The organism is Sphingomonas natans, from assembly GCF_030546695.1.
Classification (GTDB): domain Bacteria; phylum Pseudomonadota; class Alphaproteobacteria; order Sphingomonadales; family Sphingomonadaceae; genus Sphingomonas_I; species Sphingomonas_I natans.
Genome location: NZ_JAUOTP010000001.1, coordinates 625,192 through 640,685, shown reverse-complemented (window position 1 = coordinate 640,685; position 15,494 = coordinate 625,192). Strand labels below are relative to the sequence as shown.

At 67.6% G+C, this 15,494-nt stretch carries 14 protein-coding genes and 1 riboswitch; of the genes, 10 read left to right on the top strand and 4 right to left on the bottom strand.

The annotated features are described in order from the left end of the window. Positions 1-19: 19 nt before the first annotated feature. The 4 genes from Q4F19_RS03070 to Q4F19_RS03055 form a co-directional block, all read right to left on the bottom strand. The gene (locus Q4F19_RS03070; protein ID WP_303539695.1) at positions 20-1,306 is read right to left on the bottom strand and encodes an MFS transporter; all 1,287 of its coding nucleotides are present in this window, start codon (positions 1,304-1,306) and stop codon (positions 20-22) included. A 21-nt stretch (positions 1,307-1,327) separates the two neighbouring features. Next, the gene (locus tag Q4F19_RS03065; RefSeq protein WP_303539693.1) at positions 1,328-2,122 is read right to left on the bottom strand and encodes a 2-keto-4-pentenoate hydratase; all 795 of its coding nucleotides are present in this window, start codon (positions 2,120-2,122) and stop codon (positions 1,328-1,330) included. Positions 2,123-2,213: 91 nt separating this feature from the next. After that, on the bottom strand, positions 2,214-3,632 hold the full coding sequence (locus tag Q4F19_RS03060; RefSeq protein ID WP_303539691.1) for a mannitol dehydrogenase family protein: 1,419 nt from the start codon (positions 3,630-3,632) through the stop codon (positions 2,214-2,216). A 193-nt stretch (positions 3,633-3,825) separates the two neighbouring features. Further along, positions 3,826-5,307, bottom strand: coding sequence for a UxaA family hydrolase (locus Q4F19_RS03055; protein ID WP_303539690.1), 1,482 nt, complete (start codon positions 5,305-5,307; stop codon positions 3,826-3,828). Positions 5,308-5,415: 108 nt separating this feature from the next. On the opposite strand from Q4F19_RS03055, the gene Q4F19_RS03050 reads away from it, so the two are divergent. The 10 genes from Q4F19_RS03050 (at position 5,416) to Q4F19_RS03005 (ending at position 15,483) form a co-directional block, all read left to right on the top strand. Then, positions 5,416-6,444: a LacI family DNA-binding transcriptional regulator gene (locus Q4F19_RS03050; protein WP_303539688.1), complete on the top strand. Its 1,029-nt coding sequence runs from the start codon at positions 5,416-5,418 to the stop codon at positions 6,442-6,444. Positions 6,445-6,526: 82 nt separating this feature from the next. After that, positions 6,527-7,969, top strand: coding sequence for a glucuronate isomerase (gene uxaC, locus Q4F19_RS03045; protein ID WP_303539685.1), 1,443 nt, complete (start codon positions 6,527-6,529; stop codon positions 7,967-7,969). 23 nt (positions 7,970-7,992) lie between these two features. Beyond that, positions 7,993-8,835 (top strand): 5-dehydro-4-deoxy-D-glucuronate isomerase, encoded by an 843-nt coding sequence (kduI, locus tag Q4F19_RS03040; RefSeq protein WP_303539683.1) that lies wholly within the window; start codon positions 7,993-7,995, stop codon positions 8,833-8,835. Between the two features lie 14 nt (positions 8,836-8,849). Continuing rightward, positions 8,850-9,605 (top strand): 2-dehydro-3-deoxy-D-gluconate 5-dehydrogenase KduD, encoded by a 756-nt coding sequence (gene kduD / locus Q4F19_RS03035; RefSeq protein ID WP_303539680.1) that lies wholly within the window; start codon positions 8,850-8,852, stop codon positions 9,603-9,605. A 156-nt stretch (positions 9,606-9,761) separates the two neighbouring features. After that, positions 9,762-10,769 carry a sugar kinase gene (locus tag Q4F19_RS03030; RefSeq protein WP_303539678.1) on the top strand — a complete coding sequence of 336 codons (1,008 nt, stop codon included), beginning with the start codon at positions 9,762-9,764 and terminating at the stop codon, positions 10,767-10,769. 4 nt (positions 10,770-10,773) lie between these two features. Then, a complete protein-coding gene (locus Q4F19_RS03025; RefSeq protein WP_303539676.1) occupies positions 10,774-11,769 on the top strand; it encodes an alpha/beta hydrolase in 996 nt (331 codons plus the stop codon). 22 nt (positions 11,770-11,791) lie between these two features. Then, positions 11,792-12,406, top strand: coding sequence for a bifunctional 4-hydroxy-2-oxoglutarate aldolase/2-dehydro-3-deoxy-phosphogluconate aldolase (eda, locus tag Q4F19_RS03020; protein ID WP_303539674.1), 615 nt, complete (start codon positions 11,792-11,794; stop codon positions 12,404-12,406). A 54-nt stretch (positions 12,407-12,460) separates the two neighbouring features. Continuing rightward, positions 12,461-12,595, top strand: coding sequence for a hypothetical protein (locus Q4F19_RS03015; protein ID WP_303539672.1), 135 nt, complete (start codon positions 12,461-12,463; stop codon positions 12,593-12,595). A gap of 38 nt (positions 12,596-12,633) precedes the next feature. After that, positions 12,634-12,823: riboswitch (cobalamin riboswitch) on the top strand. A 105-nt stretch (positions 12,824-12,928) separates the two neighbouring features. Continuing rightward, a complete protein-coding gene (locus Q4F19_RS03010) occupies positions 12,929-14,917 on the top strand; it encodes a TonB-dependent receptor plug domain-containing protein (protein ID WP_303539669.1) in 1,989 nt (662 codons plus the stop codon). A 26-nt stretch (positions 14,918-14,943) separates the two neighbouring features. Next, complete coding sequence (locus Q4F19_RS03005; RefSeq protein ID WP_303539666.1) at positions 14,944-15,483, top strand: hypothetical protein; 540 nt, start codon at positions 14,944-14,946, stop codon at positions 15,481-15,483. The last annotated feature ends 11 nt before the right edge of the window (positions 15,484-15,494 follow it).

The following is a 15,494-nucleotide window of genomic DNA, read 5'->3' as shown; positions in this document are numbered from 1 at the left end:
TTGCCCGTCGCCGGGACGATCAGATCCGGTCGACCCTCGCGAGGCGCGGCGAGAGGAGGTGGATGACGAGGATCGCGATCAGATAGACGCTGCCCGCGACCGCGAAGATCGGCGTGTAGCTGCCCGTCGTATCCAGTACGTAACCGACGAACTTGGCCATGCACATGCCGCCGATCCCGCCCAACGTGCCGCCGATGCCGATGACCGAGCCGACCGCGTTGCGCGGGAACATGTCCGATGGGATCGTGTAGATATTGGCGGAGAAGGCCTGGTGCGCGGCAGTGACGAGGCCGAGGATCGCGACCGCCTGCCACAGCCCGCTCACATATTGGATGAAGAAGATCGGCATGATCAGGAAGGCGCAGGCGAGCATCGTCAGCTTGCGCGCGACGTTGGCGGAGAGGCCACGCTGCATCATCTTCGACGAGGCGAAGCCGCCCGCGACGCTGCCCATGTCCGAAATCAGATAGATGACGACCAGCGGCGGGCCGAAGCTCAGCAGATCGAGATGATAGGTCTTGGCGAGGAAATCGGGCGTCCAGAACAGGAACAGCCACCAGATCGGATCGGTCAGGAACTTGCCGAGCGCGAACGCCCAGGTCTCGCGATAGCGCAGCAGCCGCAGCCAGCCGATCTTCTCGGAGGAATCGGCGGGATCGCTCTCGATATAGGCCAGTTCGCCGGCGGTGAGCGCCTTCGTCTCGCGCGGGCGGCGATAGATGGCGATCCAGGCGATCAGCCAGACGAGGCTACCCGCGCCGGTGACGACGAACGCCATGCGCCAGCCGTAGAGGGCTGTCAGCAAGGGCACGAGCAAGGGCGCGACGATCGCGCCGACATTGGCGCCGGCGTTGAAGATGCCCGTGGCGAGCGCGCGCTCGCGCGCAGGGAACCACTCGGTCGTCGCCTTGATGCCCGAGGGGAAATTGCCCGATTCGCCGAGACCCAGCACGGCGCGGGCGAGCGAGAATTGAAAGGCGTTGCCGACGAAGCCGCAGAGCGTGTGGCCGAGCGTCCAGATCAGGAAGGCGACCGAATAGCCGATCCGCGCGCCGACCATGTCGACGATCTTGCCGAAGCTCAGATAGCCGATCGAGTAGGCCGCCTGGAACCAGAAGACGATGTCGGCATAGGTCGTCTCGTTCCAGCCGAGCTCGGCCGAAATGGTCGGCTTCAGGAGCCCGATCATCTGGCGATCGACATAGTTGATCGCGGTCGCCGCGAAGAGCAGCCCGCAGATCACCCAGCGATATTTGCCGACCCGCTCGGCGGCGGCGATGACCTCCGGCGCTGCTTCTGTGGCCATCGGTCCCTCTCCCTTGTTCTTTTAGAGCGCGGTGATCGTGCAGCTGGTCACGAGCCGGCGGTCGAACCGCACCTCGACCGCATCGCCCACCGCGACCGGATGGACGCCGGTGACCGCGCCGCTCGAGATCCACTGCCCCGGCGTCAGCGCGATGCCACGCTTCGCCATCACCTCGAAGAGGAATCGCGCGGCGCCGATCGGGCCGTCGAGCATTTCGGCGGCGGTCTTGCTGCCGATCGGCTCGCCATTGATGTCGAGTTCGACGATCCAGGCGTTGAGATCGCGATCGCGCCAGTTCGGGATTTCGGCGCCGATGACGAGGCCGTTGTTGTTGCCGAAATCGGAGATGGTGACGAGCGGGCCGTCGGCGTTGATCCCCGGATAAGGCGAGCTGGCGATCTCGATGCCGATATGCACCGCATCGAGCAGCGTTGCCGCCTCTTCGATCGTGTAGCTCGTCTTGGCGGGATCTGGCGCGGTGCCGATGCGCAGCAGGAACTCGGCTTCGGCGGCGGCGAAGCCCTCGCCGAAGACGGGCATCGCGATCGGCGCGGGCGTCTCGTCGAAGATGACGTCGGTGAAGATCGGGCCGGCGAGGCGGTTCACGCCATCGACGGGGGGATTGATGCGGCCGACCTTCCAGCCGCCGACCTCGTCGCCATAAAGCGCGATCGCCTGGTCCTGAACCTCATAAGCCTCGGCGATGCTCGCCGGAATGGTGCCCGGATAGGTGAGAAGCGCGGTGCGGGACTTGCGCGCGGTCACGAAGGCGTGCGCGATCTGGCTTAGATTCTGGCTGCCGGTGTCGGACGTCAACGCCTCTTCCCCTCCGTTTTCGAACTCGCGGCCGATTAATGGAAACCGGTGTCAGTGACAAGCATGCCCGCTCGCCCCGACGCGATCCCGCTCATCGGGCCAAGCCTATCCTGTCCCAATTTCCGGCGAAAGCCGCGTCCGCCGCGCCGGCGATCGCGGCGACGAGCGCCTCGTCGCGGGCAAGCTCGGGAGGCAGGAGGATGCCTGCGTCGAGCAGGCGGGCGAGGACGGTCCCGGCATCGCCGTCGGCCGCGGCGGCGGCGATCGTCGTGCCGAGCGGGTCGACGATCGTCGTGCCGGTGCGCGCGCGCTGCATCGCGAAGGTGATCCAGCAGCCGAGCGCCGCGACGATCCGCGCTGGCATCAGCCCGCGCCTACGCGCCTCGGCGAGCGTATCAACGAGCCGGTAAGGAAGCTTCTGCGAGCCATCCATCGCGATCTGCTCCAGCTTGTGGATGATCGCGGGATTGCGGAAGCGGCCGAGCACTGCGGCGATATAGGCGCCGAGATCGAGGCCGGGCACCTGCCGCAGCATCGGCGCGATCTCGTCCTTCATCATCGCCTCGACGAAGGTGGCGAGCGCGGCATCGCCCATCGCCTCTGCGACGCTCGCATGGCCGCGCAGCAGCCCGACATAGGCCAGCGTCGAATGCGGCCCGTTGAGCAGGCGCAGCTTGGCATTCTCATAGCCGGCGACGTCGTTCGTGATCGTCGCGCCCGCGCCACCGAGATCGGGGCCGAGCGGGCGGCCGATATCCTCGATCACCCACTGGACGAAGGTCTCGCGCTGGACGGCGGCGTCGTCGCGCCGGCCGAGCGCGGCCTCAGCCATGTCGAGGAAGGCGGTGTCGGAAGCGGGAGTGATCGAATCGACCATCGTCCCCGGTACGCGCACCTCGCCCTCGATCCAGCGCGCGAGCTCGGGGTCGCGCAGGCGGGCGAAGGCCGCGAGTGCGGCATGAAGCTTGGCGCCGTTATTGGCGAGATTGTCGCACGGCATCGGCACGAACGGTGCGATCCGCGCAGCGCGCCTCGCGGCGAGGCCGGAAACCATCCAGCCGATCACGCTGCGCGGCGTGGGCGCGCCGGAGATGTCGTGGACGATATCCGGGTGGTTGGCGTCGAGCGTGCCGTCCGGGGCGAGGCAATAGCCCTTCTCGGTCACGGTCGTGGTGACGAGGCCGACATCGGGCGAGGCGAGCAAGGCCGCGGTCTCGGCGGCGTCGTCCGAGGCGAGGAAGCGGTTGTGCGCGGCGATCACGCGCCAGCCGGGCGCGGCATCGCGGATGCCGATCGTATAGGCGCCGGCCTGCTCTTCCAGCGCGGCGATCGTGCCGCGCGTGCGCAGCGATACCGCGGCAATGCCCCAGCGCGGATCGTGATCGAGGACCGTATCGATATAGGCCGCCTGATGCGCGCGGTGGAACGCGCCGGGGCCGAAATGGACGATGCCGGTCTTGCTCGGCATCGCATGGCCCGGGGCGGTGATCGTGGAAGGCAGGTCAGCCAATTGGCGGGCGTTGAGGCGGTTCAAAGCGACAGGCTCACAGTTTGATTTGATGACAGGCACAGCCCCAACCCCGTTCGCCCTGAGCTTGTCGAAGAGCCGTTCTTCCTTTCGACCGAGGCAGAGAACAAGGACGGTGCTTCGACAGGCTCAGCACGAAGGGTTCGGGATGTTGCGGTCGTACGTGCGCTCGGCGTCACAGCGTAACGCCTCGCTTCCAGATGGCGATTTCACGCTCGCCGTTGATCTCGGCCTTGGTCTCGGCGCCCGAGGCGATGTCGCGGATATGATCGAGCATCGCTTCCTCGGTCGCGGGGAAGCCCTGCTCCAGCACCGCGCCCGCATCGAAATCGATCCAGCCGGGCTTGCGCGCGGCCAGCGCGCTGTTCGACGCGATCTTCACGGTCGGCACGGGAAAGCCGAGCGGCGTGCCCCGCCCGGTGGTGAACAGGATCACGGTCGCGCCTGCCGCGGCGAGCGCGGTCGAGGACACGGCATCGTTGCCGGGCGCCTCCAGCAAAGTCAGGCCGTGGCGGCTGATGCGCGCGCCATAATCGATCACGTCGACGACGGTCGCGTGGCCGCCCTTCTGGACCGCGCCGAGCGATTTCTCCTCCAGCGTCGTGATCCCGCCGGCGACATTGCCGGGGGAGGGGTTCTCGGAGACCGGCTCGCCGATATCGATGAAGCCCTGCTTGAAGCGGTTGACGAGCTCGCCGATGCGATCGAACGCCTCGGCGCCCAAAGCGCGCTGCATCAGCAGATGCTCGGCGCCGAAGATTTCGGGGATTTCGGTCAGGATCACGCTACCGCCGGCCTCGGCGACGCGATCGCTCATCCGCCCGACGAGCGGGTTGGCGGTCAGCCCCGAGAGCCCGTCCGATCCACCGCACTTCACGCCGAGCACGAGCGCTTCCAGCCCGACCATCTCGCGCTTCGCCTGCGCGGCGATCTCGATCAGCTCGGCGACCTTGGCGATGCCGTCGGCCGTCTCGTCCTCGGCGAATTGCGAGGTGACGGTGCGGATGAACGGGCGGCGCCATTCGGGCACGTCCGCCAGCAACTGATCGATCTGATTCTCTTCGCAGCCGAGGCCGACGATCAGCACGCCGCCCGCATTGGGATGACATGCGAGGCTGGCGAGCACGTGGCGCGTGCCGGCGAGATCGTCGCCCAATTGCGAGCAGCCGAACTGGTGACTGAAGGCGTGGACGCCATCGACCTTGCCCTCGGCGAGTGCGGCCGATTTCTCGGCGATGCGCTGAGAGGTGCGCGCGACGCAGCCGACCGTCGGCAGGATCCAGATCTCGTTGCGCGTGCCGACGCGGCCGTCTGGACGGCGATAGCCGAGAAAGCCGCGCTGCCCGTTGGGCTCCGGCGGCGGCGGCGCGCCCGCTTCGAAGCGATAATCGAGCGTGCCGGTCAGGCCCGTGTGCAGGTTATGCGAATGGACATGCTGGCCTGGCGCGATCGCCGCCGTTGCATGCCCGATCGGCGCGCCGAACTTGCGGATCGCCTCGCCCTCGGTGATCGGCCGGAGCGCGATCTTGTGGCCGCGCGCGACCGCGTCGAGCGCCGTCAGTTCCAGGCCGGGCAGCGTCACGGTCTCGCCTGCGGCAACGTCCGCCAGCATCGTCGCGACATCGTCAGCGGGATGGATACGGATCGCTTCGGGCACGCCTTGAGCCTTTCGGTAACAGGTCTTAGGGGAACCGGTGTCAAGTACGGGGCCGAGCGCATTTCTGCAAGGCTGCGGCGGGGGCCGGCGACGATGGGGGCACTGTCTATGCAGAAAACGGGGCAGCCGACGATCAACGACGTGGCGCGGATCGCGGGCGTCTCGAAGAAGACGGTCAGCCGCGTCATCAACAAGTCCCCCCTGCTCAACGGGGACACGCGGCTGCGCGTGGAGACGGTCATCGCCGATATCGGCTATATTCCCAATCCGCAGGCGCGCGCGCTCGCGCTGAGGCGCAATTATCTGGTCGGCCTCGTCCACGACAATCCGAACGCGCAGACTGTGATGAACGTCCAGCGCGGGATGCTGGAGGGCCTGCAGGGCACCGAGTTCGAGCTTGTCGTCCGCCCGCTCAATCGCGGCGCGCAGAGCATGCTCAGCGATCTGCGCTATTTCCTCGAGCGGCAGCGCCTGTTCGGCGTGCTGCTGATGCCGCCGATCAGCGAGAATGAGTCGATCGTCCAGCTCTGCCGCGAGATCGGCTGCCGCTATGTGCGGATGTGCTCGGTCTCGCTGGACGACGACGCGCATATGGTCGCGTCGAACGATCGCGAGGCGGTGCGCGGCGCGGTCGCCTATCTGATCGAGCAGGGGCATCGCCGGATCGGGCTGATCGCCGGGCCGCAGGGCTTCCGCTCCGCGACCGAGCGGCGCGCGGGATTCGAGGATGCTTTGCGCGAGGCGGGCCTGCCGCTCCAGCGCAGCCTGATCGCGGGTGGCGACTATACGTTCGAATCCGGGCTCGTCGCCGCAGAGCGCCTGCTGGATCTGACCCCGAGGCCGACCGCGATCTTCTCGTCCAGCGACACGATGGCGGCGGGCGTCATGCATGCGGCGCGCGCGCGCGGGCTCGATATCCCGCGCGATCTTTCGATCATCGGCTTCGACGATACGCCCGTCGCTGCGCATGTCTGGCCCCCGCTGACGACGGTGCGCTGGCCGACCGTGTCGATGGGCCGCTCGGCGGCGCTGAAGCTGATTTCGGGGGTCGGGGAGGAAGAGGAACTGGTCGAGGAGCCCTCTCTGTTCATCTCGACGCTCATCCGGCGTGGATCGGTCGCGCCGCCGATCGACTGACGCCCATCCACGGTTGCATAGGGCCGTGACACCGCTTACCAGCGCCTCGCCTGCTCCCCCGGAGTACCCAAGGAGGACCAAGATGGCACGGCAACTCGAGCTCAATCCGGACCGGCTGTTCCCGAGCGATCCGACGATGCGCGGCATCGCGCGCAGCCTGTATGCGGAAATATCCGGCCTGCCGATCGTGAGCCCGCACGGGCACACCGATCCGACCTGGTTCGCCGACAACCAGAACTGGACCGACGCGACCACCCTGCTGCTCGCGCCCGATCATTATGTGTACCGGATGCTCTACAGCCAGGGCATCGCGCTCGACGATCTGGCGATCCCGCATCGTGGCGGCGTGCCCGCGACCGACCCGCGCAAGGCGTGGCGCCTGTTCGCGGACAATTATCGCCTGTTCCGCGGCACGCCTTCGCGCATGTGGCTCGACCATGTGTTCGCCGACGTGTTCGGCATCGACGTGGCGCTGGAAGGCGCGACCGCCGATCTCTATTTCGACACGATCAACGAGAAGCTGGCGAGCGAGGCGTTCCGCCCGCGCGCTCTGTTCGATCGCTTCCGCATCGATTTCCTCGCGACCACCGAAGGACCGCAGGACGATCTCTCGGCGCATCATCGGATCCATCGCTCGGGCTGGGGCGGGCGCGTCGTCACGACCTATCGCCCCGATGCGGTCATCGACGTCGAGCATGAGAATTTCGCCGCGTCGATGGCGACCTTCGCCGAAGTGACCGGCGAGGACGTCTATAGCTGGACCGGCTATCTCGCTGCGCACCGCAAGCGCCGCGCCGATTTCCGCGCCGCCGGCGCGACCGCGACCGACCACGGCCACCCGACCGCGCAGACCGCCAATCTTTCGACCGTCGAGGCCGAGGCGTTGTTCGCGAAGGTGACGAAGGGCGCGTGGACGCTCGACGATGCCGAGCTGTTCCGCGCGCAGATGCTGACCGAGATGGCGGCGATGTCGGTGGAGGACGGGATGGTCATGCAGATCCATCCGGGCGCCTTCCGCAACCACAATGCCGGCCTGTTCGCGAGCCACGGCCGCGACAAGGGCGCCGACATTCCGAGCCGCACCGATTATGTCCGCGCGCTCAAGCCGCTGCTCGATCGCTTCGGCACGAGCACCGAGCTGTCGATCATCCTCTTCACGCTCGACGAGAGCGTCTATGCGCGCGAACTGGCGCCGCTCGCGGGCCATTATCCGTGCCTGAAGCTGGGCCCGTCCTGGTGGTTCCACGACAGCCCCGAGGGCATGCGCCGCTTCCGCGAGACGACGACCGAGACGGCCGGCTTCTACAATACGGTCGGCTTCAACGACGATACGCGCGCCTTCCTCTCGATCCCGGCGCGGCACGATGTCGCCCGCCGCGTCGATTGCAGCTTCCTTGCCCGGCTTGTCGCCGAGCACCGGATCGAGGATTGGGAGGCGGTCGAGCTGGCCCACGAGCTGACCAACGGCCTCGTCCGCAAGGCCTATCGCATCGACACGCCCCTTTCCGCCGCGCGCGCGGCCTGACCCTCTTTTCCCCGGAGATCCCGATGTTCGACAAGACCTATTACGGCACGCACCCCGACATGATGGAGTGCGTCAACAATGAAGAGCTGCGCGATCGCTACCTGATCCAGGGCCTGTTCCGCGACGGCGAGGTCGTGCTCAATTACACGCACGCCGAGCGCTTCGTGATCGGCGGCGTAGCTGTGGTCTCGGGCAGCGTGAAGCTTCCCGACCAGACCGAGCCGGCCTCGGCGGCGGGCCATCCCTTCCTCGAGCGGCGCGAACTCGCGGTCGTCAATGTCGGCAAGGTGCTCGGCACCGTCACCGTCGACGGCGAGACGTTCGAGCTCGCCAACAAGGACACGCTCTACGTGACGATGGGCGCGAAGGACGTCCAGTTCTCGGGCGACGGCGCGCGTTTCTATCTGGCCTCGTGCCCCGCGCACAAGGCGTTCACGACGCGCAAGATCTCGACCGAGCAGGCGACCAAGCTGGAGCGCGGCAGCCTCGCGGAATCGAACGAGCGGACGATCTACCAGCTCGTCATCCCCGGCATCTGCGAGAGCGCGCAGCTGGTGATGGGCCTGACCGTCCTGAAGGAAGGCTCGGTCTGGAACACGATGCCGCCGCACATCCACGAGCGCCGCAGCGAGATCTATTTCTACTTCGAGCTGGACGATCTCGACAAGGATCGCGTGATGCACTTCATGGGCGAGGGCGAGGCGACCCGCCATATCGTCATGCAGAACGAGGAAGCCGTGATCTCGCCGCCCTGGTCGATCCACATGGGTTCGGGCACCAAGTCCTACGCCTTCATCTGGGCGATGGCCGGCGAGAATCTCGATTATACGGACATGAACGTCCTCGACATCTGCCAGCTCCAGTAAGCGGAGCGGGCAGCATGGCGAACATCTTCGATCTGTCGGGCAAGGTGGCGATCGTCACCGGCGCCAATACGGGCATCGGCCAGGCGATCGCGCTGGCGCTGGCGGAAGCCGGCGCCGACATCGCCGCGGTCGGCCGCACGCCCGCGACCGAGACGGTGGAGAAAGCGCGCGCGCTGGGGCGGAAGGCCGAGATCGTCTCGGCCGACCTCTCCTCGATCGAGCCGGTCCAGCGCGTGGTGGACGAGGCGGTCGAGAAGCTCGGCGGGCTCCACATTCTGATCAACAATGCGGGCATCATCCGCCGCGCGGATTCGGTGGATTTCACCGAGGCCGATTGGGATGTGGTGATGGGCACCAATCTGAAGTCGGTGTTCTTCCTGTGCCAGGCGGCGGGGCGGCACATGATCGCGCAGGGCTATGGCAAGATCGTCAACATTGCCTCGTTGCTGAGCTTCCAGGGCGGCATCCGCGTGCCGAGCTACACCTCGTCCAAATCGGGCGTGGCGGGGCTGACCAAGCTGCTCGCCAATGAGTGGGCGGCCAAGGGCGTGACCGTCAACGGCATCGCGCCGGGCTATATCGAGACGAACAACACCGAGGCGCTGCGCGCGGACGAGACGCGCAACCGCCAGATCCTCGAGCGGATTCCGGCCGGGCGCTGGGGTGCGGCGTCGGATCTGGGCGGGGCGGCGGTGTTCCTGTCGGCGCCGGCGTCGGACTACGTGCAGGGCCATATCCTGACCGTCGACGGCGGGTGGATGGGGCGCTGAACTCGATTGCGCGAGGCTAGCCCCCAACCGTTTGCTTCGAGCGAAGATCGAGCTTGTCGAGATCGCAGTCGAGAAGCCTGCACCAAGTTCTCGACGGGCGCTTCTCGACAAGCTCGAAGCTGCTCGAACCAAACGGGGCAGGGACGGAGAATATGAATGGCTAAATTCCTCGCCTTCGGCGAGATCATGCTGCGCCTCTCGCCCCCGGGGCGCGAGATGCTGCTCCAGACGCCCAAGCTGGACGTGTGGGTCGCAGGCGCGGAGGCCAATGTCGCGACCGCGCTCGCGCGGCTCGGGCATGATGTCGGCTTCGTCAGCCGCGTGCCCGACAATGATCTCGGGCGTTCGGCGGTCGGCACGCTGCGCGGGCATGGGATCGACACGAAGGCGATCCAACTCGCGGGCGAGCGGATGGGGCTCTATCTCGTCACGTCGGGCGCGGGGATGCGCGCGACCGAGGTGATCTACGATCGCGCCGGGTCGGCCTTCGCCGAGGCGCCCGCCGATGCGTGGGACTGGGATACGTTGCTCGACGGCGTCGATCGCCTGCATTTGTCCGGCATCACGCCCGCGCTCGGCCCGGTCTCGGCCAAGGCCGCGATCATCGCCGCCGAGGCGGCGTCGGCGCGCAATGTCCCGATCTCGTTCGACGGCAATTATCGCGCGAAACTGTGGGAACGCTGGGACGCCAAGCCGCGCGAGATTTTGATGGAGCTCGTGTCGCGCGCCGAGATATTGTTCGGCAATCATCGCGACATCGCGCTGCTGCTGGGCCGCGATTTCGGCGGCGATGGCGAGGATCGCCGGCAGAAGGCGGCGGATGCCGCGTTCGAGGCTTTTCCGAAGCTCCAGCTCATCGCCTCGACCGCGCGCCACGTCGATACGGTCGACCAGCATCGCCTGTCGGCGCGGCTGGATTCGCGCGAGGGCCATGCCCAGACCGAGGAGATCGTGCTCGCGGGCATCGTCGATCGGATCGGCGGTGGCGACGCCTTCGCTTCGGGCGTGCTTCACGCGCTGCGCCAGGGGGGCGATATCGCGAAGGCCGCGCAGGTCGGGCTCGCGCTGACAGCGCTCAAGCATTCGCTGCCCGGCGATGCCGCCTTGTTCCGTCAGGCCGATATCGATGCCTTCCTCGCCGGCGGGCTGGACGTGCGCCGCTGAGCCGATGATCGACCGTCGCACGCTGATCCTGTCCGCTGCGATCACGGGCCTGGCGTCCAGCGCGGAGGCGCAGACGCCGCCGCCGTCCGTCGCGGGCGGTCATATTGCCGCCGGGCTGCCCGAGCCCGACGAGACGATCGATCTGTGGCCGAAGGGCGCGCCGGGCATGCCGGCGAAGCCGCCGGTGGAGACGGTCGACGAGCGCAGCAAGGATGCCTCGCTCACCGATCGCGCGGTGCGGGGCGTCACCCGGCCGCGGCTCGTCGTGTTCCGGCCGCGCATTCCGAACGGATCGGCGGTGCTGGTCACGCCCGGCGGTGGCTATGCGCGCATCGTGATCGACAAGGAGGGCTATGAGATTGCGCGCTGGCTGTCGGCGCGCGGCTTCATCGTGTTCGTGCTCTTCTATCGCCTGCCGGGCGACGGCTGGGCGGCGGGACCGGACGTGGCTTTGGCCGATGCGCAGCGGGCGATGCGGATCATCCGGCATCGCGCGCGGGATTATGCGCTGCAGCCCGAGCGGATCGCGGCGATGGGCTTTTCCGCAGGCGGACATGTCTGCGGCGACCTTTCGACGCGTTTCGGCTCGAAAGTCTATGCGCCTGTTGATGCGGCGGACCGGCTGAGCGCGCGGCCCGATGTGTCCGCACCGATCTATGCGGTCCAATCGATGACGCTGCCGATCGCGCATTCGGGCTCGCGCGAATTGCTGGTCGGCAAGGACGCTTCGCCCGCGCTGGAGGCGGCGCACACGCCCGCGAACAATGTCACGCGCGAGACGCCGCCCACCTTCCTCGTCCATGCCGAGGACGATCCGGCGGTGCCCGTCGAGAACAGCTTGCTTTATCGGGCGGCGTTGAAGAAGGCCGGCGTGCCGGTCGAGACGCATCTGTTCACGGCCGGCGGACATGGCTTCGGGCTGCGGCTTGCGATGGGCAAGCCGGCCGAGGCTTGGCCCGACCTGTTCCTCGCCTGGGCGCGGACGCAGGGGCTGGGCTGAATTGCAACTCGCGGAGGCACGCTTGAACGACATCGCCAGCATCATGACCCTCGCGCCGGTAATCCCGGTGCTCGTGATCGACGACGCCGCGCAGGCGCGGCCGATCGCCGAGGCGCTCGTCGCGGGCGGCATCCGCGCGCTGGAGGTGACGCTGCGCACCCCGGCGGCGCTCGACGTGATCCGCGAGATGGCGAAGGTTGAGGGCGCGGTCGTCGGCGCGGGCACCGTGACGAACGAGACGCAACTCCAGAGCGCAATCGATGCGGGTGCGACGTTCATCGTCAGCCCGGGGCTGACCGAGAAACTCGGCCGTGCCGCGATTGAGAGCGGCGTGCCGTTCCTGCCGGGCACCGCCAACGCCGCCGACATCATGCTCGGGCTGGATCTGGGCCTCAGCCATTTCAAGTTCTTCCCGGCCGAAGCCGCCGGCGGCATCCCCGCGCTGAAGGCGCTGGCGGCGCCTTTCTATCAGGCGCGCTTCTGCCCGACGGGCGGCGTGAGCCTGGCGACCGCGCCGACGTGGCTGGCGATCCCCGAAGTGCTGTGCGTCGGCGGCAGCTGGATCGTGCCGCGCAAGATCGAGGATTATGCGGCGGTTACGGCGGCGGCCAAGGCGGCGAGCCAGCTCGCCGTCTGACGGCCGGGCGGTCGGTAACGGCTCGTTGAGAGGGGCGGCGCTACACGCGCCGCCATGAAATCGAACAATATCGTCCGCACGTCCGCCGTCGCCTTGCTGGTCGTCTCGCTCGGCGTCGCGGCGTTGGTCCTGCCCGACTGGACGAAGCCCCAGGCATGCCGCCGCGTCGGGGATCGCGTGATCTGCTGATCGCGCACCCCCGTTGACCGACACGCTTTTCCCCGCCTAAGGGCCGTTTCGCGACAGGTTTTCCCGCGAGGGAGATTAATAGGGAACGGGGTTCGAGACCCCGGCTGCCCCTGCAACTGTGAGCGGTGAGTCACCTTGCCACATGCCATTGGGGTTTCGACCCTGAGAAGGCGGCAAGGAGGGCGGCGACCCGCAAGCCAGGAGACCTGCCCGTCGCGGTCGTCCTTCGATCGGCCAGGGTGCGCCGAACGGACGGGGAAACCCGAGAGACGACTTCAACCACTCCGGTTCGCACAAGCGGGCCGGGGTCGCTTGTTGTTACGGGGGACTATAATGAAGAATGCTGTTCTGATCGCCGGCCTTGCTCTGTTCGCGCCGGCCACCGCCCTTGCGCAGTTCGCGCCCGAGGCGCCGCAGCCGGATGCCGCTGCCGTTCCGGCCACGGCCGGCAGCGATTCCGCCGATCCGTCGACGATTGTCGTCACCGCGACGCGCTCGCCAGTCTCGATCGATCGGATCGCCTCCTCGATCACGGTGCTCGACAAGGTCGATATCGATCGCGCCGGCGACCTTTCGGTGGCGGACTTGCTGCTGCGCACGCCGGGCGTGAGCCTGTCGCGCAACGGCGGCTACGGCACCGCGACATCGCTACGCATCCGCGGCGCGGAGAGCGACCAGACCGTCGTCGTCATCGACGGGGTGAAGCTCAACGATCCGTCGAGCACGGGCGGCGGCTATAATTTCGCGAACCTGCTGACGGGCGACGCCGCACGCATCGAGGTGCTGCGCGGGCCGCAATCGACGCTTTGGGGCAGCCAGGCGATCGGCGGCGTCGTCAATATCGTCACGCCGCTGCCGACCAAGAGCCTCGAGGGCAGCTTCGATGCGGAAGCGGGCAGCCGCCGCACCGCGAGCGGGCGCGCCGGCATCGGCGGGCTGACCGGGCCGCTGGCGTGGCGGATCGGCGCGCAGGCCTTCACGACCGACGGCATCTCGGCGATCGCGCCGTCGGCCGGCGGCCGCGAGCGTGACGGCTATACCAACCAGAGCGTCACCGGGCGCGCGGTGCTGGAGATCGCCGACGGCGTCAGCGCCGACGTGCGCGGTTATTATTCGAACGGGCGCGTCGATATCGACGGCTTCTCGGGCGACAGCTTCGAATATAGCCTCAACAAGGAGTTCGTCGGCTATGCCGGCCTGAACGTCGATCTGTTCGACGGGCGGCTGCGCAACCGCGTCGCCTACGGCTATACCGACACAAATCGCGACAATTACAACCCGACCTTGCCCCGCGCACAGACGTTCGACGCGGCGGGCAAGAACAAGCGCATCGAATATCAGGGCTCGCTCGCGGTGACGTCGGGCGTGGATGCGGTGTTCGGGATCGAGAATGAGCGCAGCTCGTTCCGCAGCGTCTCGCCTCCCTCCGCGCTGGCGACGCCGATCCCTGCGCCCGCGCGCGGCAAGGCCGAGCTGACCGGCATCTACGGACAGGTCAATGCCGAGCTGATCAAGGGCCTGACGCTTACCGGGGGCGTCCGCCACGACGATCATAATCGCTATGGCAGCAAGACGCTGTTTTCGGGCGGTGCGGCCTGGGCGCTTTCGACCGGCACTGTATTGCGCGCCAGCTATTCCGAGGGCTTCAAGGCGCCGACGCTGTATCAGCTCTTCTCGGAATACGGGAATACGGCGCTCAATCCCGAGCGGGCGAAGGGCTGGGATGCGGGGGCCGAGCAGCATCTGTGGGACGGCAAGGTCAGCTTCGGCGCGACCTATTTCGAGCGCCGCTCGCGCGACCTGATCATCTATACGGGCTGCACCACGGCATCGACGTCGCCGCTCTGCTTCGTGCCGGGCAGCACGACCCTGCGCCGCTTCGGCTATTATCAGAACGTCTCGCGCGCCTTCGCGCGGGGCATCGAGGCGAGCGCGGCGGTGAAGCCGATCGCCCGCCTGTCGCTCGACGGCAATTTTACCTGGACGGCGTCCGAGGATCGCTCGCCGGGTGTCGCGACCTATGGCTATCAGCTCGCGCGCCGGCCGCGTCACACCGCGAACGGATCGGTCACCTATGCAATTCCCGAAGGCGCGTCGCTCGGCGTCGCGGTCCGCTGGGCGGGCGAGAGCTTCGACAATGCGACGCATACGACGCGGCTCGCGCCCTATACGCTCGTCGATCTGCGCGGCGAAGTGCCGCTAACGAAGCAGGTCGCGCTGTTCGCGCGCGTCGAGAACCTGTTCGACGAGACGTATGCGACGGTGGCGCGCTATGGCACATTGGGCCGCAGCTATTATGCCGGCTTCCGGGGCCGCTTCTGATGCACAGCTACCATGGGAGATCGACGATGATCGGAACGCGTGACGGCTCGCTGCTGTGGATCCTGTTGCTTTCGGCGGCGAGCGTGGCCGGCAGCTGGGCGCTCGCTTGTGCGACGCCGTTCGCGGCGTTGGCCGCGCTGGCGGCGACGCGGATGGGCCGGCGCGACGGCCTGCTGCTGATGGCAGTGGCGTGGTTCGCTTCGCAAGCCGTGGGCTTCGGCATCCACCATTATTCGCACAGCTCGAAGACGCTGATGTGGGGCGGGGCGATCGGCACGGCGGCGATCGTCTCGCTGCTCGCGGCGCGCTGGGCCGAGCGCCGGGCGCGGGGCGGATCGGCGTTGCAGCTGGGCGCCGCCTATCTCGGCGCGGTCGCGGGCTACAAGGGGATGCTGGTGCTCTGGTCGCTGGTGCTGGGCGGTATCGGCATCGCGCTCTCGCCGACCTACTTTGCGCAAGGGTTCGTGCGCGACGGCGCGATCCTGCTGGCTTTGCTGCTGCTCTATCGGGGGCTCGTGGCGATCGGTGTGCCGGCCGCCGCGCGCGGACGGCTGGCCGCCGCCTGAGCGTGACGCTC